Source organism: Mesorhizobium sp. P160219 (genome assembly GCF_057786095.1).
Window position 1 is genome coordinate 4,737,084 of record NZ_JBYNWG010000001.1, and the last position, 18,309, is coordinate 4,755,392.

General features: G+C 64.1%; 13 protein-coding genes. 6 read left to right on the forward strand and 7 right to left on the reverse strand.

Features of this window, described 5'->3' with window-relative positions:
• Positions 1 to 4 precede the first annotated feature (4 nt).
• Together AC3EMP_RS23100 and AC3EMP_RS23105 are read left to right on the forward strand one after the other, a co-directional pair.
• Positions 5 to 400 (forward strand): MbcA/ParS/Xre antitoxin family protein, encoded by a 396-nt coding sequence (locus AC3EMP_RS23100; RefSeq protein ID WP_023667557.1) that lies wholly within the window; start codon positions 5 to 7, stop codon positions 398 to 400.
• Positions 360 to 1,130 carry an RES family NAD+ phosphorylase gene (locus AC3EMP_RS23105; protein ID WP_023688327.1) on the forward strand — a complete coding sequence of 257 codons (771 nt, stop codon included), beginning with the start codon at positions 360 to 362 and terminating at the stop codon, positions 1,128 to 1,130. Before AC3EMP_RS23100 ends, AC3EMP_RS23105 begins: the two co-directional genes overlap by 41 nt.
• 58 nt (positions 1,131 to 1,188) lie before the next feature.
• Here the strand turns inward: AC3EMP_RS23105 and AC3EMP_RS23110 are convergent, their stop codons facing one another.
• Positions 1,189 to 2,562, reverse strand: a complete 1,374-nt coding sequence (locus AC3EMP_RS23110; RefSeq protein WP_023688326.1) for a class II 3-deoxy-7-phosphoheptulonate synthase — start codon at positions 2,560 to 2,562, stop codon at positions 1,189 to 1,191.
• 271 nt (positions 2,563 to 2,833) lie between these two features.
• On the opposite strand from AC3EMP_RS23110, the gene AC3EMP_RS23115 reads away from it, so the two are divergent.
• On the forward strand, positions 2,834 to 3,442 hold the full coding sequence (locus AC3EMP_RS23115) for a hypothetical protein (protein WP_196814070.1): 609 nt from the start codon (positions 2,834 to 2,836) through the stop codon (positions 3,440 to 3,442).
• Here AC3EMP_RS23115 and mfd read toward each other — a convergent pair.
• Both mfd and AC3EMP_RS23125 read right to left on the reverse strand, forming a co-directional pair.
• A complete protein-coding gene (gene mfd / locus AC3EMP_RS23120; RefSeq protein WP_023691172.1) occupies positions 3,439 to 6,930 on the reverse strand; it encodes a transcription-repair coupling factor in 3,492 nt (1,163 codons plus the stop codon). The genes AC3EMP_RS23115 and mfd overlap by 4 nt on opposite strands.
• 10 nt (positions 6,931 to 6,940) lie before the next feature.
• The gene (locus AC3EMP_RS23125) at positions 6,941 to 7,228 is read right to left on the reverse strand and encodes an FAD assembly factor SdhE (protein WP_023681561.1); all 288 of its coding nucleotides are present in this window, start codon (positions 7,226 to 7,228) and stop codon (positions 6,941 to 6,943) included.
• 314 nt (positions 7,229 to 7,542) lie between these two features.
• Between AC3EMP_RS23125 and recG the strand changes: the two genes are divergently transcribed.
• On the forward strand, positions 7,543 to 9,651 hold the full coding sequence (gene recG, locus AC3EMP_RS23130) for an ATP-dependent DNA helicase RecG (protein WP_027050382.1): 2,109 nt from the start codon (positions 7,543 to 7,545) through the stop codon (positions 9,649 to 9,651).
• Here recG and AC3EMP_RS23135 read toward each other — a convergent pair.
• From AC3EMP_RS23135 to AC3EMP_RS23150, 4 genes are all read right to left on the reverse strand, one after another.
• Positions 9,603 to 10,373: a DUF502 domain-containing protein gene (locus AC3EMP_RS23135; RefSeq protein WP_031193123.1), complete on the reverse strand. Its 771-nt coding sequence runs from the start codon at positions 10,371 to 10,373 to the stop codon at positions 9,603 to 9,605. The two genes, recG and AC3EMP_RS23135, sit on opposite strands and share 49 nt — an antisense overlap.
• A gap of 92 nt (positions 10,374 to 10,465) precedes the next feature.
• Positions 10,466 to 12,289 carry a glutamine--fructose-6-phosphate transaminase (isomerizing) gene (gene glmS, locus AC3EMP_RS23140; protein ID WP_352444069.1) on the reverse strand — a complete coding sequence of 608 codons (1,824 nt, stop codon included), beginning with the start codon at positions 12,287 to 12,289 and terminating at the stop codon, positions 10,466 to 10,468.
• A gap of 194 nt (positions 12,290 to 12,483) precedes the next feature.
• A complete protein-coding gene (gene glmU, locus AC3EMP_RS23145) occupies positions 12,484 to 13,857 on the reverse strand; it encodes a bifunctional UDP-N-acetylglucosamine diphosphorylase/glucosamine-1-phosphate N-acetyltransferase GlmU (RefSeq protein ID WP_023667564.1) in 1,374 nt (457 codons plus the stop codon).
• A 122-nt stretch (positions 13,858 to 13,979) separates the two neighbouring features.
• Positions 13,980 to 14,729 (reverse strand): cytochrome c biogenesis CcdA family protein, encoded by a 750-nt coding sequence (locus AC3EMP_RS23150; protein WP_023688319.1) that lies wholly within the window; start codon positions 14,727 to 14,729, stop codon positions 13,980 to 13,982.
• A gap of 218 nt (positions 14,730 to 14,947) precedes the next feature.
• On the opposite strand from AC3EMP_RS23150, the gene AC3EMP_RS23155 reads away from it, so the two are divergent.
• Positions 14,948 to 15,325: a COG4315 family predicted lipoprotein gene (locus AC3EMP_RS23155; protein WP_023691167.1), complete on the forward strand. Its 378-nt coding sequence runs from the start codon at positions 14,948 to 14,950 to the stop codon at positions 15,323 to 15,325.
• A 316-nt stretch (positions 15,326 to 15,641) separates the two neighbouring features.
• On the forward strand, positions 15,642 to 18,305 hold the full coding sequence (gene topA, locus AC3EMP_RS23160; protein WP_488494681.1) for a type I DNA topoisomerase: 2,664 nt from the start codon (positions 15,642 to 15,644) through the stop codon (positions 18,303 to 18,305).
• The last annotated feature ends 4 nt before the right edge of the window (positions 18,306 to 18,309 follow it).

Sequence of the window (18,309 nt, forward strand, 5' to 3'; positions counted from 1 at the left end):
GGCCATGTCTGTTACACAACCCAATGCCGCCCCTGATCTCACCGCGACGGCGGCCGAAAACGCGGTTCTGACCAAGGCCACGCTGCGTGCCGCCGAACTCCTGGATATAACCGCCAGGGTGCTTGCGTCGATCATCGGCGTCTCGGAAGCCACGGTTTCACGCATGCGCAGGCAGGAATTCCTGCTGGAGCGCGGCACCAAGCCGTTCGAACTCGCGGTGCTGTTCGTGCGGCTGTTCCGTTCGCTCGATGCCATTGTCGGCGGTGACGAGACGATAGCCCGGGCATGGCTGAAGAACGCCAACACGGCTTTCGATGGCAGCCCGCTTGAAAAGATCCTCACCATTACCGGGCTTGTCGATGTCATTGCCTATCTGGACTCCCGACGCGCTCTCGTCTGAAGCCGTCCGGCTCGACGGCAAATACTGGCGCATGGTCGAGGCGCAGCACCGCGTCTCGACGCTGAAGATCGTCGACACGCTGGACGAACAGGCGCTGCTCGAGGATCTGATCGAGGAGACCAAGCCGCAGATCCCCATGGAATGCCGGCATCTCCACTATCTCTTGGCGACGCCCTTCCGCTACGGCTCGATCTATCCCTACGGCTCGCGCTTCCGCCGCGCCGGCCGCACCCTGGGCGTCTACTATGCGGCGGAGACGATCATGACGGCGGTCGCCGAAATGGCCTTCTACCGCCTGCTGTTCTTCGCCGATTCGCCCGACACGCCATGGCCGCGCGACGCCGCCGAATACACCGCCTTCGCCGCCGCGATCCGTACCGACAATGCCATCGACCTGACGCGGCCGCCGCTCGACCGCGATCGGGCCCATTGGACGCATCCGACCGACTATGCCGCCAGCCAGGCGATTGCCGATGTCGCGCGTGAGGCTGGGCTGGAGGCGATCCGTTACCGTTCGGCGCGCGACCCGAAGGGCGTCAATGTGGCGCTGCTGACATGCCGCGGCTTTACCAAGGCCAAGCCGCTGGAGCCGCACACATGGCGCATCCGGCTAGGCTCCCTCGGCGTCCAGGGGATCTGCGAATTTCCGGAAAGGCGCATCGAGTTTTCCAGAACCGCCTTCGCCAATGATCCCCGGCTCAACGGATTGCGCTGGGAACGCGGGCGTTGATCAAACGAAAAAGCGCCGGATTTCTCTGGCGCTTATCATTTCAATTCTGAAAACGGGTTCAGCCGTTAGCCACCTGCTTGTGCTGCACCGGATGGCTCTTCTTCAAGAGATCCGACACCAGGAACGCCAGCTCGATCGCCTGGTCGGCGTTGAGGCGCGGGTCGCAATGGGTGTGATAGCGGTCCTGCAGCTCCTCGGCGGTGATGGCGCGGGCGCCGCCGGTGCATTCGGTGACGTTCTTGCCGGTCATCTCGACATGGATGCCGCCGGGGTGCGTGCCTTCGGCGCGATGCACCTCGAAGAAGGTCTGCACTTCCTTGAGGATGCGGTCGAACGGCCGCGTCTTGTAGCCGGCAGCCTCGATCGTATTGCCGTGCATCGGGTCGGACGACCACACGACGCTGCGACCTTCCTTCTGCACCGCGCGCACCAACTTCGGCAGATGGTCGGCGACCTTGTCGGAGCCGAAGCGGGCGATCAGCGTCAGCCGGCCCGGCTCGTTCTCCGGATTGAGCAGGTCGATGAGCTCCAGCAGGCCGTCAGTCGTCAGCGACGGGCCGCATTTGAGGCCGAGCGGGTTCTTGATGCCGCGGCAATATTCGACATGCGCATGGTCGGGCTGTCGGGTGCGGTCGCCGATCCAGATCATGTGGCCCGACGTTGCGTACCAGTCGCCGGAGGTCGAATCGACGCGGGTCAGCGCCTCTTCATAGCCGAGCAGCAGCGCCTCGTGACTGGTGTAAAAGTCGGTCTCGCGCAGCGCGTAGTTGGTCTCCGAGGTGATGCCGACGGCCTTCATGAAGTCCATCGTCTCGGTGATGCGGTTGGCGAGCATGCCATACTTCTCGCCTTGCGGGCTGTCGGAGACGAAGCCCAGCATCCAGCGATGCACATTCTCCAGGCTGGCGTAGCCGCCTTGGGCGAAGGCACGCAGCAGGTTAAGCGTCGCCGCCGACTGGCGGTAGGCCATTTCCTGGCGGGCCGGGTCGGGAATACGCGACTTGGGGTCGAACTCGATGCCGTTGATGATGTCGCCACGGTAGCTTGGCAGCGTCACCTCGCCCTTGGTCTCATTGTCGGACGAGCGCGGCTTGGCGAACTGGCCGGCGACACGGCCGACCTTCACCACCGGCTGCGCGCCGGCAAAGGTCAGCACCACCGACATCTGCAGGAAGACGCGGAAGAAGTCGCGGATGTTGTCGGCGCCATGTTCGGCGAAACTCTCGGCGCAATCGCCGCCCTGCAGAAGGAATGCGTCGCCGGCAGCGACAGCCGCAAGCTGCTTCTTCAGCTTGCGCGCCTCACCGGCAAAAACCAGCGGCGGAAAGGTGGCGAGCTGGGCTTCCGTGTTCTTCAGCGCGGCGAGGTCCGGATAGGCAGGAACCTGCTTGATCGGCTTTGCTCTCCAAGAATTCGGCGACCATTTCGTCATCGCTGCACCCAAACGCTCTTTCCAGCAGGCTTTTGCCCGCCATTCCCGCCCCATATGGGGATGGCGGCTCCATACACGAAGCCGATTTTCTATTCTAGACCGGAATTCAAGCGCTGGCGAATGATGGGGAGCTCCATGCCGCGACCCACTTTGGCTTCTTATCTTCGCGACGGCTGTGCAATATCCCTTGGTGCCAGAATCGATCCTCACCGATGTAGTCGCGCCGGTCATCGTCCGCTGCGCAACAATTCTCCATGGAGTCCCTATGTCCGTGTCCGCCTACCTTGACCGCGTGCGCCGCGAGCAAGGCCTGTTTACGATCGAAGAGGTTGTTGGCCTGTCCGAGCGCGGCAACGTGATCTACGACCCCTACTCCACGCTGATTTCCGCAGGCGCCGTCATCGGGCGAGGCAACGTCTTCTTCCCCGGCGTCTACCTGTTCTGCACCGACGGTGGCGCGCTGGAGATCGGCGACGCCAACATTTTCCACGCCAACACACTGTTCGAAGCATCCGCCGGCGCAATCCGCGTCGGCTCACGCAACCAGTTTGGCGAAGGCGGTTTTACTGCAAAGGCCAACAGGCCGGGAGCCTCGATCGTGATCGGCGATCAAGGCCGCTATCTCAACGGCGCGGCGGTGTTCGGTGAGACGGTGCTCGGTTCGGGCAGCCAGCTTCTCGGCGCGATCACCGTCGACAGTTGCCGGCTGGAACCGGGCGGCAGTTTTCGTGAGTCCGACCCCGACCGCCGGGCCGGATTGCTGAAAGGCGCCGGCGCCGCGCGCGGCTTCACCGTGCCTGCCGGGCACGTCATCGTCGGCGCCGGCACGTTCTCGGCATCCGACCTGCAGTTGCAGTCGAATTTCCATCCGAAAGTCTAGGTGGCCACCAGCCGCGCCAACTGCGTCATGACGACAGCCGAGCCCGCCAGGCGCTTTTCCGCCGTCGGCCAGTCGCGGATGAAGACCACGCTGTGGTCGGCCCTGATCTTGGCCAGCGAGCCCTGTTCGCCGATGTACTTGACCAGCCCGACCGGGTTCGAAAACTCGCGCTTGCGGAAGTGGATGACGACGCCCTTGGGGCCGGCATCGAGCTTTTCGACATTGGCCCTCCGGCAGAGTGCCTTGATGAAGACGATCTTGAGCAGATGCTTCACTTCCTCCGGCAGCGGGCCGAAGCGGTCGATCAGCTCGGCGCCGAAAGCATCGATCTCCTCGGTGCTTTCGAGATCGCCAAGGCGGCGGTAGAGCGCCAGCCTGAGCTGCAGGTCCGGCACATAGCTTTCCGGGATCATGACCGCCGTGCCCACCGCGATCTGCGGCGACCAGCCGCCATCCTGCACCTCACCGGAATCCTTCACCTCGGCCACCGCCTCCTCCAGCATCTGCTGGTAGAGCTCAAAGCCGACCTCCTTGATGTGTCCGGATTGTTCTTCGCCGAGTAGATTGCCGGCGCCCCTGATGTCGAGGTCGTGGCTGGCGAGCTGGAAGCCGGCGCCAAGCGTGTCCAGCGATTGCAGCACCTTCAGCCGGCGCTCGGCGGTGTCGGTGAGCTTGCGATTGGCCGGCAGCGTGAACAACGCATATGCCCGCACCTTGGAACGGCCGACGCGGCCGCGCAGCTGGTAGAGCTGCGACAGGCCGAACATATCGGCGCGATGGATGATCAGCGTGTTGGCGGTCGGAATGTCGAGCCCGGATTCGACGATGGTGGTCGACAACAGCACGTCGTACTGGCCGTCATAGAAGGCGTTCATGATGTCGTCGAGTTCGCCCGGCGGCATCTGGCCATGGGCCACCGCCACCTTCAGCTCGGGGACGGATTCGCGCAGGAAATCATGGATTTCGGCGAGATCGCTGATGCGCGGAACGACATAGAAGGAATGGCCGCCGCGGTAGCGTTCGCGCAGCAGCGTCTCGCGGATGACCAGCGGGTCGAAAGGCGAGATGAAGGTGCGCACCGCCATGCGGTCGACCGGCGGCGTGGCGATCAGCGACAGTTCGCGCACGCCGGTCAAGGCAAGCTGCAGCGTGCGCGGGATCGGCGTCGCCGACAGCGTCAGCACGTGGACGTCGGTCTTGAGGTCCTTCAGCCGTTCCTTGTGCTTGACGCCAAAATGCTGCTCCTCGTCGATGATCAGCAGGCCGAGATTCTTGAACGAGATCGCCGACCCGAGCAGTGCATGGGTGCCGATGACGATGTCGACCTGCCCCTCGGCGATGGCTTTCTTGGTTTCCGCCAGTTCCTTGGCGCCGACCAGCCGCGAGGCCTGGCCGACGCGGATCGGCAGGCCGGAGAAGCGCTGCGAAAAAGTCTTGAAATGCTGGCGCGACAACAGCGTCGTCGGCACCACGACCGCGACCTGGAACCCTTCCATCGCCGCGATGAAGGCGGCGCGCAACGCCACTTCGGTCTTGCCGAAGCCGACATCGCCGCAGATCAGCCGGTCCATCGGCTTGCCGGCGCCGAGATCGTCCACGACGGCATCGATCGCGCCCTGCTGGTCGTCGGTCTCCTCATAGGGAAAGCGCGCCGAGAATTCGCCGTAAAGCCCTTCCGCCGGCACCATGGGCGGCGCGGTACGCATCTGGCGCTCGGCGGCAATGCGGATCAACTGTCCGGCCATGTCGAGCAGGCGCTTCTTCAGCCGCGCCTTGCGCGACTGCCAGGCGCCGCCGCCGAGCTTGTCCAGCGTCGCCTCGGCTGTGTCAGAGCCGTAGCGCGACAGAAGCTCGATGTTTTCCACCGGCAGGAACAGCCGGTCGTCGCCGGCATAGTGGATTTCCAGGCAGTCATGCGGCGCGCCGACCGCCTCGATGGTGCGCAGGCCGATGAAGCGGCCAATGCCGTGATCGGCGTGGACGACGATGTCGCCGGCCGACAGCGACGAGGCCTCGGCGATGAAATCCGACGCGCGCTTCTTGCGCTTCGAGCGGCGGATCAGCCGGTCGCCCAGAATGTCCTGCTCGGCGACGACGACCAGCTGTTCGGTCTCGAAGCCGGATTCCAGCGGCAGCACGGCGAGTACCGCCTGCCCCGGCTCGAGCTTTTCCGCCTCGGCCAGCGTCGCCACCGGCACGAGATTGCCGAGATGGTGCTCGGCCAGGATCTGGCCCAACCGGTCGAGCGAGCCTTCGGTCCAGCCGGCGACGATGACCCGGCGGCGCGCCGCGCGCTCGTCAGCGATGTGTTTTACGACGACATCGAAGACGTTGATGTTTGGGTCAGCCCGTTCCTCGGCAAAGCTGCGGCCATGGCGCGAGCCGCCATGGAAGACCTTCTTGGCCCCGACATCGGGCGCGTCGAAGGCGGTGAAGTCGATGGCTTCGCGCGGTCCGAGCGACGCCACGAGGTTTTCCGGTGAGAGATAGAGCAGGTCCGGCGCCACCGGCTTGTAGGGCACGGCGTCCTTCAACGCGGCGTCGGCCTGTTTGCGGCGCGCTTCGTAGTGGTCGAGGATTAGCGTGTGACGCTCAGCCAGCGCTTCGTGCGCCAGATGGTCGAAGATGACAGGCGCATCCGGCAGATAATCAAACACTGTCTCCAGCCGCTCGTAGAACAGCGGCAGCCAGTGCTCCATGCCGGCAAAGCGCCGCCCTTCGCTCACCGCCGCATAAAGGCCGTCGTCGCGCTGCGGCGCGCCAAAGGCTTCGATATAGGAGCGGCGGAAGCGGCTGATGGTTTCGGGGGTCAGCGCCACTTCACTCATCGCCTGCAGCGCCATCGACTTGCGCTGGCCGGTGGTGCGCTGCGTGGCGGCGTCGAAGACGCGGATCGATTCCAGCGTGTCGCCGAAGAAATCGAGCCGCAGTGCTTCCGTCCAGCCGGGTGCGTAGAGGTCGAGGATGCCGCCGCGCACGGCGAATTCGCCGATACCGCGCACCGTCGGCACTCGCTCGAAGCCGGAAATCTCCAGCCGGGACACCAGCGCGTTCATGTCGATTTGGTTGCCGGGCTTTGCGTGGAAAGTCTGCGCTTCGACCAGATCGGCCGGCGGAATGCGCTGCAGCAGCGCATTGGCAGTGGTCAGGATGACCGCGCGATGCGGCTTTTTTGCCAGCGCGATCATTGCCGTCAGGGCGTCGAGCCGCTTGGCGGCGGCATCGGAGCCTGGCGAAACGCGGTCATAGGGCAGGCAATCCCAGGCCGGCAACTCCAGCACCGGCAGGCCGGGGGCGGCAAAGGTCAGCGCCTCGATGATCGACGGCAGGCGCTGGCCGTCGCGCGCCACGAACAGCACCGGTTTGTCAGGCGCAATCTCATGGATCGCCTGCACCAGCGCAAAGGCTTCGTAGCCATCGGCAACGCCGTCGACGATGAACTGGCCGGCACGGCCTTTCGGCAGACCGATTTTGGGAATGAGGCTCATGGTTGCACGTTTAAAATGTCATGGTCCGGCGCGATGCCAGGATCTTTTGCAGGACGGCACAGTCGATATTCCTGGGAACCGGGCGTTCGCCGGTGACCATGGGCAGGAATTCGGTGTCGGGGATGTCGAGGAGCCTTTCATATTGGTCGATTTCATCGCCGGTCAAGGCGCCGATCTCGTTGTCGGCAAACGTACCGAGGATAAGGTCCATCTCGCGCATCCCGCGATGCCAGGAGCGGAACAACAGCTTGCGGCGCCTGATATCCAGCCCCTCGCTTGATCGTTTCGTCCCGGTCATCGTGCCGCATCCTTGCTTGGTGCGGCGCATATAGCGTGGATAGAGGGCGGTGTCAGCCTTGCAACGCACGGGTGGGCGGCTAAACATCCCTGGTGTGAAGAACACTCCTGACAACGCTGGTGCCGGACACCGCCCGCACTTCACCCTCCCCCTTGTGGGGAGGGTCGGCGAGCACGCTTCGCAAAGCGAAGCGAGTGAGACGGGGTGGGGGTGCGGCGCTGACCTACCGACTTCCTCGAAAGTTAGCCGCGCACCTACCCCCATCCCGCTCCGCTTCGAGGATCGACCCTCCCCACAGGGGGGAGAGTGAAGCCATGCGCCCCTCCCTCCTCGACCCTCTCTTCGTCCCGATCACTTCGCTTGCCGGCGTCGGCCCCAAGGTTGGCGCTCTGATCGAGAAGGTGGTGGCGGCCGATCTCGGCGAACGGCCGGCGCGCGCCGGCGACCTGTTGTTCGTTCTGCCGCACACCGTCATAGACCGCCGCAATCGTCCCGGCATCGCGCTTGCGCCGGCCGGCGCCATCGTCACGCTCGACGTGCGCATCGACCGCCACCAGCCGCCGCCGCGCGGCAACCGGTCGGTGCCTTACCGCGTCTATGCCCATGACGACACCGGCGAGATCGGCCTGATCTTCTTCCACGCCCATGCCGCCTATCTCGAAAAGGCGATGCCGGTGGGCGAGCATGTCGTCGTCTCCGGCCGCATGGAGTGGTTCAACGGCCGCCCGACCATGGTCCATCCCGACCATATCGCCCTGGTGAGCGAGGCGGAAACACTGCCGCTGGTCGAACCGGTCTATCCGCTGACCGCCGGCCTGTCGGGCAAGGTGCTGCGCCGCGCCATCGGCCAGGCGCTCGGCCGGCTGCCGGAATTGTCGGAATGGCAGGACGGCGCCTTCATGCGCAAGCAGACTTTCCCCGCCTTCGCCGACGCGCTCGCCCGCATCCACTATCCCGCGGACCCGATCGATGTCGCCATCGAGGGGGTGGCATGGCGCCGCCTTGCCTATGACGAGCTTCTCGCCGGCCAGGTCTCGCTGGCATTGGTGCGGGCAAAAGTGCGCCGCCTGTCGGGCCGGCCGCTCATCGGCGACGGTCGCATCGTTGAGAAACTGCGCGCAGCCCTGCCCTATTCATTGACCGGCAGCCAGGAATTCGCGCTTGCCGAAATCAATGCCGATCTGGCCGACCCCGAGCGCATGCTGCGCCTGCTGCAAGGCGATGTCGGCTCCGGCAAGACGGTGGTGGCGCTGCTGGCCATGGGGCGCGCAGTCGAGGCCGGTGGCCAGGCGGCATTGATGGCGCCGACCGAGATCCTGGCGCGCCAGCATCTGGCGACGATCACGCCTTTGGCCGAACAGGCCGGCCTGCGCGTCGCTATCCTGACCGGCCGCGAAAAGGGCCGCGAACGCACTGAAACGCTATCAGGTCTCGCCAGCGGCGAGATCGACATCGTCGTCGGCACCCATGCGCTGTTCCAGGAAACGGTGACCTATCACGACCTCGTCTTTGCCGTGGTCGACGAGCAACACCGCTTCGGCGTCCACCAGCGGCTTGCCATCACCGCCAAGGGCGACGCCCCCGACATGCTGGTGATGACGGCGACGCCGATCCCGCGCACTCTGGTGCTGACCGCCTTCGGCGACATGGACGTCTCCAAGCTGACGGAAAAACCGATCGGCCGCCAGCCGATCCGCACCGTCACGCTGCCACTGGAACGGCTGGACGAGTTGGTCGGTCGCATGCTGGACGCGGTTGCCGACGGCCAGAAGATCTACTGGATCTGCCCGCTGGTCGAGGAATCCGAAGAGATCAAGCTGATGTCGGCCGAGGACCGTTTTGCCTCGCTGCAGCCCTTGTTCGGCGATCGCATCGGCCTCGTCCACGGCCGCATGAAGGGTGCCGAAAAGGACGAGGCGATGCGCGCCTTCAAGGCCGGCGAAACCCGCATCCTGATCGCCACCACCGTTATCGAGGTCGGCGTCGACGTGCCGGACGCCACGATCATGGTCATCGAGCATGCCGAGCGTTTTGGCCTGGCGCAACTGCACCAGCTGCGCGGCCGCGTCGGGCGCGGCGACAAGCCTTCTTCCTGCGTGCTGCTTTACAAGGACCCGCTCGGCGAGACGGCAAAGCGCCGGCTGTCGGTGATGCGCGAGACCGAGGACGGTTTCCTGATCGCCGAAGAGGATCTGAAGCTGCGCGGCGAAGGCGAATTGCTCGGCACCCGCCAGTCCGGCACGCCGGGCTTCCAGGTGGCGCGCATCGAGGTGCACGCCGACTTGCTCGAAGCAGCCCGCGACGATGCAAGGCTGATCCTGTCGCGCGACCCGGAACTACAGTCTGAGCGCGGCGAGGCGCTGCGCCTGCTGCTCTATTTGTTCGGCCGCGACGAGGCCGTACGGCTCTTGCGCGCCGGCTGAGCGCCCTCGGCGATCAGCCCGCCAAGCGGCGGGTTGGCGAGATCTCCGTCGATCGGCTGGCCGTTCATCGTCACCATTTTCGGCTTGACTTCGGGCGCCACCAGCCCGGCCGAGACGATCAGCCTGGCGCCGTCCTCGATCGTCATGTCGAGCAGCACGATGTCGGATTTCGGCACGTACATCAGGAAACCGGTGGTAGGGTTCGGCGTGCACGGCATGAACACGGCGATCATCGGGTCGCCTGCATGGTCGAGCTTCTGGTTGATCTCGGTTTCCTTCTCGCTGGCGACGAAGACCAGCGACCAGACGCCTTTTCGCGGATATTCGACCAGCCCGACCTGGCGGAACATATCGCCCTTGTTCGACAGCACCGTCTGGAAAATCTGCTTCAGCGAACCGTAGATGCCGCGCACCAGCGGCATACGGCCAAGCAGCCGTTCGCCGAAATTGACGATGGCGCGACCGACGATGTTGGCGGTCATGAAGCCGATCAGCGTGATCAGCACGAGCGCCACGATCAGGCCGAAGCCGGGCACCGGAAACGGCAAATAGGTGTCGGGGCTGTAGCGCGCCGGAATGTACGGCTTCACCCAGGAATCGACCCAGCCGACGAACGACCAGGCGATATAGGCGGTGATCGCCAGCGGCGCGCAGACGATAAAGCCTGTGAGGAAATAGTTCCTCAGCCGGGTCATGCCGGAAGTTCTGGGAGCATCGGACATGGTTCACCGGGGATGCGGGTTGCAGCGCCACACTAGTGAAGCGGACGGCGCTTTGGAACTGCGAAGTTTTTTAGACCCCCGATGAGCGCCGACTACTCCACGGTCACCGATTTCGCCAGATTGCGCGGCTGGTCGACGTCCGTCCCCATGAACACGGCGGCGTAGTAGGCCAGCATCTGGATCGGCAGCGCATAGATGATCGGCGAGATGATTTCCGGCACGTCAGGCAGGATGATCGTCTCCATCGTCTTCAAGCTCACCTGAGCCGCGCCCTTGGCGTCGGTGATCAGGATGATCTTGCCGCCGCGCGCCGCCACCTCCTGCATGTTCGACACAGTCTTTTCGAAGATGCGGTCATGCGGCGCGATGACGATGACCGGCATGTTTTCGTCGATCAGTGCGATCGGGCCATGCTTCAGTTCGCCCGCGGCATAACCCTCGGCATGGATGTAGGAGATTTCCTTGAGTTTCAGCGCGCCTTCCATGGCGAGCGGGAAATTGGTGTCGCGGCCGAGATAGAGCACGTCCTTGTAGCGCGAGATTTCGCGCGCGATGCGCTCGATCTGCTCCTCGAGCTTGAGCACCTGGTTGGCGTAGCGAGGCGCCTCCGAAAGAGCGCGCACCAGCGTCTTTTCCTCGTCCTTCGAGATCGTGCCGCGGGCCACACCCGCACGCACCGCCAGCGAGGCCAGCACCGAAAGCTGGCAGGTGAAAGCCTTGGTCGAGGCGACGCCGATCTCCGGCCCGGCCAACGTCGGCAGCACGACGTCGGATTCGCGCGCCATGGTCGATTCGCGCACATTGACGATGGCGCCGATCTTCATGCCCGCCTTGCGGCAATAGCGCAGCGAGGCCAGCGTGTCGGCGGTTTCGCCGGACTGCGAGATGAAGAAGGCAGCATCATCAGCCGATAACGGCATTTCGCGATAGCGGAATTCCGAGGCGACATCGATGTCGACCGGCAGCCGCGCATAGCGCTCGAACCAGTATTTGCTGATCAACCCCGCGAGATAGGCGGTGCCGCAGGCCGAGATCGCCAGCCGGCCGATCTTAGCGAAGTCGAACGGCAGTTCCAGCGGCTTCGACACGCCAGAGACGAAATCGACATAGTGCGCCAGCGTATGCGAGATCACTTCGGGCTGTTCATGGATTTCCTTTTCCATGAAATGGCGGCGGTTGCCCTTGTCGACCATGAAGCTGGTCGACAGTGATTGCTGGCGCTTGCGGGCAACCTCTTTGCCGTCGATGTCGAAGATGGTGACGCCATCGCGGCGCACCACCGCCCAGTCGCCGTCTTCGAGATAGGTGATGGAATTGGTGAACGGCGCCAGCGCGATGGCGTCGGAGCCCAGAAACATCTCGCCATCGCCATGGCCGACGGCCAGCGGCGGGCCATTGCGGGCGCCGACGATGAGATCCTCGTCGCCGGTGAACATGATGGCCAGAGCAAAGGCGCCTTCCAGCCGCTTCAGCGCCTGGTGCGCCGCCTCGATCGGCTTCAGCCCTTTGGCAAGCTGCCGCGCCACCAGATGCGCTACGACCTCGGTATCGGTCTGCGACGAGAAGGAATAGCCGTCGCGGATCAGCTCATCGCGCAACTCGGCGAAATTCTCGATGATGCCGTTGTGAACGATGGCGACGCCGTCGGAGAAATGCGGATGGGCGTTGGTCTCGTTGGGCACGCCATGTGTGGCCCAGCGCGTGTGGCCGATGCCGATCGTGCCATCGAGCGGCTCGTCCTTCAGCCGGCGTTCGAGGTTGATCAGCTTGCCTTCGGCGCGGCGGCGGCCAAGCCGGCCATGCTCGATCGTGGCGACACCGGCCGAGTCATAGCCGCGATATTCCAGCCGCTTCAAAGCATCGACGATGAGCGGCGCGACTTGGCTCTGGCCGACAATTCCGACGATACCGCACATGCGCCTGCCCCCGATTCACCTGGAAAACCAGTCCCGATGGAAAACCAGCGCTATCTAGGGATTGCCGGCCCGCCGCGAAAGTCACTTTGCGTTTCGTCTGCTGTAACGGAACGCTTCTCAACCCGATGCACCATGACACACCGCTCTTGCAATCCGGTTACCGCAATTCCTCGGTTGTTCAATTGCTTCGGCGGTTAATGGCCGGTGCCGGCCTTTTTCTTCGCCGCTGCGGCAGACGCGAAGCGCTCGCGCAATTCCTTGCCCTTGCCGGGAATGGTCTTCTGGCGGGCGCGGCCGAAGGCCAGCGCATCGTCCGGCACGCTTTCGGTTATGACGCTACCCGAGGCGATGTAGCCGCCCTTGCCGATCGTAACCGGCGCCACCAGCGACGAGTTCGAACCGATGAAGGCGCCCTCGCCGATGTCGGTGAAAAACTTCGAGTAGCCGTCATAGTTGCAGGTAATGGTGCCGGCGCCGATATTGGCCCCCGCGCCCACACGGGCATCGCCGATATAAGTCAGATGATTGACCTTGGCGCCCTCCTCGATGACCGCCTGCTTGACCTCGCAGAAATTGCCGACCTTGGCTTTCTCGCGGAGATCGGCGCCTGGCCTGAGCCGTGCGAACGGACCGACGTCGCAATTGGCAGCGACGGTCGCGCCTTCGATGTGGCTGAAGGCGTGGATCTTGGCGCCGCCGGCGATTTTCACGCCCGGGCCGAACCAGACATTGGGCTCGACGATGGTGTCGGCGCCGATTTCGGTATCGTGCGAGAAATACACGGTGTCCGGCGCAATCAGCGTTACGCCCGACAGCATCGCCTCGTCCCGACGACGCTGTTGCCAGATGCCTTCCGCCTGCGCCAGCTCGGCCCTGTTGTTGATGCCGAGCGCGCTCTCGAAGCTCGTTTCGGTGGCGACGACATCGAGCCCTTTCGCACTGGCGATCTCGACGATGTCGGTGAGATAGTACTCGCCCTTGGCGTTCTTGTTGCCGACCTTGTCGAGCAGTTCGAGCGCATGAGCGCCGGCCACCGCCATCATGCCGGCATTGCAGAAGCCGATCTTCTTTTCCTCGGCGGAGCAGTCCTTCTCCTCGCGGATGGCGGTGAGCTTGCCACCTTTTTCGATCAGCCGGCCATAGCCGGCCGGGCTGGGCGGACGGAAACCGATCACCACGACGGCCGCGCCATCGGCAAGCTTTTGCCGCGCGGTCACCAGGGCTTCAGCATCGATCAGCGGCGTGTCGCCGAACATCACGAGAATGTCGTCATAACCCGTTGATATTGCACCGCGTGCGGCCAGCACCGCATGCGCGGTGCCGAGCCGCTTCTCCTGCACGAACGTCTCGGCCTTGGGCGCGAACTTCGCCGCTGCCTTGCGCATATCCTCGGCGCCATGGCCGATCACCAGCGCCTGGCTGCGGGCGCCGGCGGCCTCTGCCGCCCTCACCACATGGGCGACCATCGGCAGTCCGGCGATCTGGTGCAGCACCTTCGGCGTCGCGCTCTTCATGCGCGTGCCTTCACCGGCGGCGAGGATGACGGACAGGCAGGATCTCTGGCTCATGGAAGGACAACCATCTGAAAAGGGATCAGGAATCCGAGAGTGGTAGCATCTGGCGCATGCTGCACCAATGCGGTTAAATTCCGGTGAGGTGATGAGGCAGTTCACTCTCGATCAGCGGATCGCTACCCCAGCCGGCCCAGCACCGGAAAATTCTCGAGCAGCCAGTAGGACACCGTCTGCACGCCGCCGGTGAGAAAGAACACCCCGGCGACGACCAGCAGCGCGCCGATCGCCTTTTCGACGCGACCGAGATGGACGCGGAACCTGCCGAGGAAGCGCATGAAGGCGCCGGAGAACAGGGCAGCGATCAGGAACGGAATGCCGAGGCCAAGCGAATAGGCGGCGAGCAGCAGCGCCCCCTCGCCCACCGTCTCGCGGCCGCCGGCCAAGGTCAGGATCGGCCCCAGCACCGGGCCGATGCACGGCGTCCAGCCAAAGGCGAAGGCCAGCCCCATGACATAGGCGGCGACCATGCTGGCGGGCTTGCCCTGCGACTGGAAGCGCGCCTCGCGCGACAAAAGTGGTATGCGCAGGATGCCGAGGAAATTCAGCCCCATCAGGATGATCAGCACCCCGGCAGCCATCGCCAGCGGCTCCTGCCACACGCGCAGCCAATGGCCGATGGTCGAGGCGCCGGCGCCGAGCGCCACGAATACCGTGGAGAAACCGAGTACGAAGGCGAGCGAGGAATAGATGAGCGCGCCGCGGGCGCCGGCCTTGGCCGCGACGCCGGCACCGCCACCGCGAAAGTCGTCGACCGACACGCCGGCCATGTAGCAGAGATAGGGCGGCACCAGCGGCAGCACGCAAGGCGACAGGAACGAGATCGCCCCCGCTCCGACCGCGCTGACATAGCCGATGTCCAATGGCATTCCAGAACTCCAGATTCCTTGGCGCCGATATAGCGACGCAAAATCGTGTTCGCCAATCACCATCGTGTGGAATTTGGCTACAGATACGATCCGGCCGGACGAATTGTTGTCGGCCAATCCCAAGTTGACCAAGCCGGGGAAGAAATGTCCCTCGCCGAACGTTCACAGAGCGAAGCCGCGGTTTCTGCGCGCTTCGTCGGATCACCAGGGAGATTTCCATGAAAACGATCACCGTCGGCCTGGCCGCCCTTCTGCTCAGCACCGCCGCATCCTTCGCCGCCGAAGCGTGGAAGGAAGCGGAAGTCGCTGGCACCAAGATCTACACCGATGCCAACGGCATGACGCTCTATACCTATGACAAGGACGAGAAGGGCAAGACCAACTGCTATGACAAATGCGCCACCAACTGGCCGCCGCTGAAGGCCGAGGATGGCGCCAAGGCGGACGACGAATGGACCATCGTCGAACGCACCGACGGCACCAAGATGTGGGCCTATGACGGCAAGCCGGTCTACACCTTCATCAAGGACAAGAAGGCCGGTGACATCACCGGCGACGGTGTCGGCGAAGTCTGGCACATCGTCAAGGCCGACTGATCGTCCGAACCTCTATCCCGCACCCCATCGGCGGGACTCGGCTGGCCGCCGGCTCCAAGCGACCCGGCGACCAGTTCGGCATTTACGGGCAGCACGAACTGGTCGCGGCGCCTTTCCCGGTGGCTCGAAACACGAACCCTCCCAGACAAAAATTTTGTGATCTTCTCCATACACTCTAAGAGTGTATTGCGGCACACGCCTCCGCATTTTGGCCGCTTGCCCTTGACCGATCGCAAAAGCGCGGCCATGTGAGCGACCAATTGAATGCGTCACGCAGCGGAATTCTTCTGCCGCCCCACAGCTGATATGAGACCTCATGGACGTCGTCGTCGTCGAATCGCCGGCCAAGGCAAAGACAATCAACAAGTATCTCGGCAAGAACTTCAAGGTTCTGGCCTCGTTCGGCCATGTCCGCGATCTGCCGGCCAAGGATGGTTCGGTGCGTCCCGACGAGGATTTCGCCATGTCCTGGGCGGTCGACACCGCGTCCGGAAAGCGTCTCACCGACATCGCCAACGCGGTCAAGGATGCCGATGGCCTGATCCTCGCCACCGATCCGGATCGCGAGGGCGAAGCCATTTCCTGGCACGTGCTGGAGGTGCTCAAGCAGAAGCGCGTGTTGAAGGACAAGCCGGTCAGCCGCGTCGTCTTCAATGCCATAACCAAGTCGTCGGTGCTGGAAGCGATGGCCAATCCGCGCCAGATCGATGCACCATTGGTCGATGCCTATCTGGCTCGCCGCGCACTCGATTATCTCGTCGGCTTCACGCTGTCGCCGGTGCTGTGGCGCAAATTGCCGGGCGCCCGTTCGGCCGGCCGCGTCCAGTCAGTGGCGCTGCGCCTGGTCTGCGACCGCGAATCCGAGATCGAGCGTTTCATCCGCGAGGAATACTGGCAGATCGCTGCCCTCCTCGGCACGCCACGTAACGACAGCTTCGAGGCGCGGCTGACCGCGTTCGAGCGCAAGAAGCTGCAGAAGCTGGACATCGCCAGCAAGGCGCAGGCCGACGACATCAAGGGCATGCTCGAAGGCGCGACCTTCAAGGCTCTGTCGGTGGAAGCCAAACCGACAAGGCGCAATCCTGGCCCGCCCTTCACCACTTCGACGCTGCAGCAGGCGGCATCGTCGGGCCTCGGCTTTTCGGCGACGCGCACCATGCAGGTGGCGCAGCGCCTCTATGAAGGCATGGAGATCGGCGGCGAGACCACCGGCCTGATCACCTATATGCGAACCGACGGCGTGCAGATGGCGCCGGAGGCGATCGACGCCGCCCGCGACGCCATCGCCAAGGAATTCGGCCCAAGATACCTGCCGGAAAAGCCGCGCCAGTACACAGCCAAGGCCAAGAATGCCCAGGAAGCGCACGAGGCGATCCGCCCGACCGATTTCATGCGCACGCCGGCATCGGTGAAGCAGTATCTCGATTCAGACCAGCTGCGGCTTTACGAGCTGATCTGGAAGCGCGCCATCGCCAGCCAGATGCAGTCGGCCGAGATCGAGCGCACCACGGTCGAGATCGAGGCAGTCAACGGCGCCCGCACCGCGGAGCTTCGCGCCGTCGGTTCGGTCGTGCGCTTCGACGGCTTCATCGCCGCCTACACCGACCAGAAGGAAGACGACGCGGAAGACGAGGAAAACCGCCGCCTGCCCGAGATCCGCGCCGGCGAGCAGCTGGCCCGTCAGGCGATCAATGCCACCCAGCACACCACCGAGCCGCCGCCGCGCTATTCCGAGGCCTCGCTGATCAAGAAGCTGGAAGAGCTCGGCATCGGCCGTCCGTCGACCTACACCGCGATTCTGAAGACGCTGGAAGACCGCGACTACGTCACCATCGACAAGCGCCGGCTGGTGCCGCAGGCCAAGGGCCGGCTGCTGTCGGCTTTCCTCGAAAGCTTCTTCGAGCGCTATGTCGAATATGACTTCACGGCCTCACTCGAGGAAAAACTTGACGAGATTTCCGACGGCAAGCTCGCCTGGAAGGACGTGCTGCGCGACTTCTGGAAAGATTTTTCCGGCGCCGTCGCCGACATCAAGGAACTGCGCGTCACCGACGTGCTCGATGCGCTGAACGAGGAACTGGCGCCGCTGGTGTTCCCCGCGCGGGAGGATGGCTCGAATCCCCGCATCTGCCCGAAATGCGGCTCCGGCAATCTGTCGCTGAAACTCGGCAAGTTCGGCGCCTTCGTCGGCTGCTCCAACTATCCGGAATGTTCCTTTACCCGCCAGCTCGGCGACGCCGCCAACCCGAATGGCGAGAATGGCGGCGGCGAGGACGGCACCAAGGTCCTCGGCAACGATCCCTACACGGCAGAGGAAATCACGCTGCGCTCAGGCCGCTTCGGTCCTTATATCCAGCGCGGCGACGGCAAGGAAGCCAAGCGCTCCAGCCTGCCCAAGGGCTGGACGCCCAACTCGATCGACCATGAAAAGGCCTTGGCGCTGCTGTCGCTGCCGCGCGATATCGGCAAGCATCCTGAATCCGGCAAGATGATCTCCGCCGGGCTTGGCCGCTATGGTCCATTCGTTTTGCATGATGGCACCTATGCCAATGTCGACAGCATAGAGGATGTGTTCTCGATCGGCCTCAACCGCGCTGTCACCGTGATCGCCGAGAGGCAGCTGAAGGGCAAGGGCGGCCGCAATGGCGGCACTGCGGCGGCGCTGAAGGAACTCGGCGACCATCCCGATGGCGGCGGCAAGATCGTCGTGCGCGATGGCAAATACGGGCCCTATGTCAACTACGGCAAGGTCAACGCGACACTGCCCAAGGGCAAGGATCCGCAGTCGGTGACCGTCGAGGACGCGGTGGCGCTGATTGCCGAGAAGGAAGCCAAGGGCGGCGGCAAGAAGCCGTTCCGCAAGGCGGCAGCCGCCAGAGCCCCCACAGCCAAGAAAACCACTGCCAAAACAACCACTGGCAAGAAAACCACAGCCAAGAAGTCGGCGACCAAGAAGCCGGCGGCGAAGAAAAAGGGATAGCAGC

Coding starts and splice junctions, on each gene's coding strand:
- AC3EMP_RS23100 (WP_023667557.1), top strand. CDS start 5: ATGTCTGTTACACAACCCAATGCCGCCCCTGATCTCACCGCGACGGCG.
- AC3EMP_RS23105 (WP_023688327.1), top strand. CDS start 360: ATGTCATTGCCTATCTGGACTCCCGACGCGCTCTCGTCTGAAGCCGTC.
- AC3EMP_RS23110 (WP_023688326.1), bottom strand. CDS start 2,562: ATGACGAAATGGTCGCCGAATTCTTGGAGAGCAAAGCCGATCAAGCAG.
- mfd (WP_023691172.1), bottom strand. CDS start 6,930: ATGAGCCTCATTCCCAAAATCGGTCTGCCGAAAGGCCGTGCCGGCCAG.
- AC3EMP_RS23125 (WP_023681561.1), bottom strand. CDS start 7,228: ATGACCGGGACGAAACGATCAAGCGAGGGGCTGGATATCAGGCGCCGC.
- recG (WP_027050382.1), top strand. CDS start 7,543: ATGCGCCCCTCCCTCCTCGACCCTCTCTTCGTCCCGATCACTTCGCTT.
- AC3EMP_RS23135 (WP_031193123.1), bottom strand. CDS start 10,373: ATGTCCGATGCTCCCAGAACTTCCGGCATGACCCGGCTGAGGAACTAT.
- glmS (WP_352444069.1), bottom strand. CDS start 12,289: ATGTGCGGTATCGTCGGAATTGTCGGCCAGAGCCAAGTCGCGCCGCTC.
- glmU (WP_023667564.1), bottom strand. CDS start 13,857: ATGAGCCAGAGATCCTGCCTGTCCGTCATCCTCGCCGCCGGTGAAGGC.
- AC3EMP_RS23150 (WP_023688319.1), bottom strand. CDS start 14,729: ATGCCATTGGACATCGGCTATGTCAGCGCGGTCGGAGCGGGGGCGATC.
- AC3EMP_RS23155 (WP_023691167.1), top strand. CDS start 14,948: ATGAAAACGATCACCGTCGGCCTGGCCGCCCTTCTGCTCAGCACCGCC.
- topA (WP_488494681.1), top strand. CDS start 15,642: ATGGACGTCGTCGTCGTCGAATCGCCGGCCAAGGCAAAGACAATCAAC.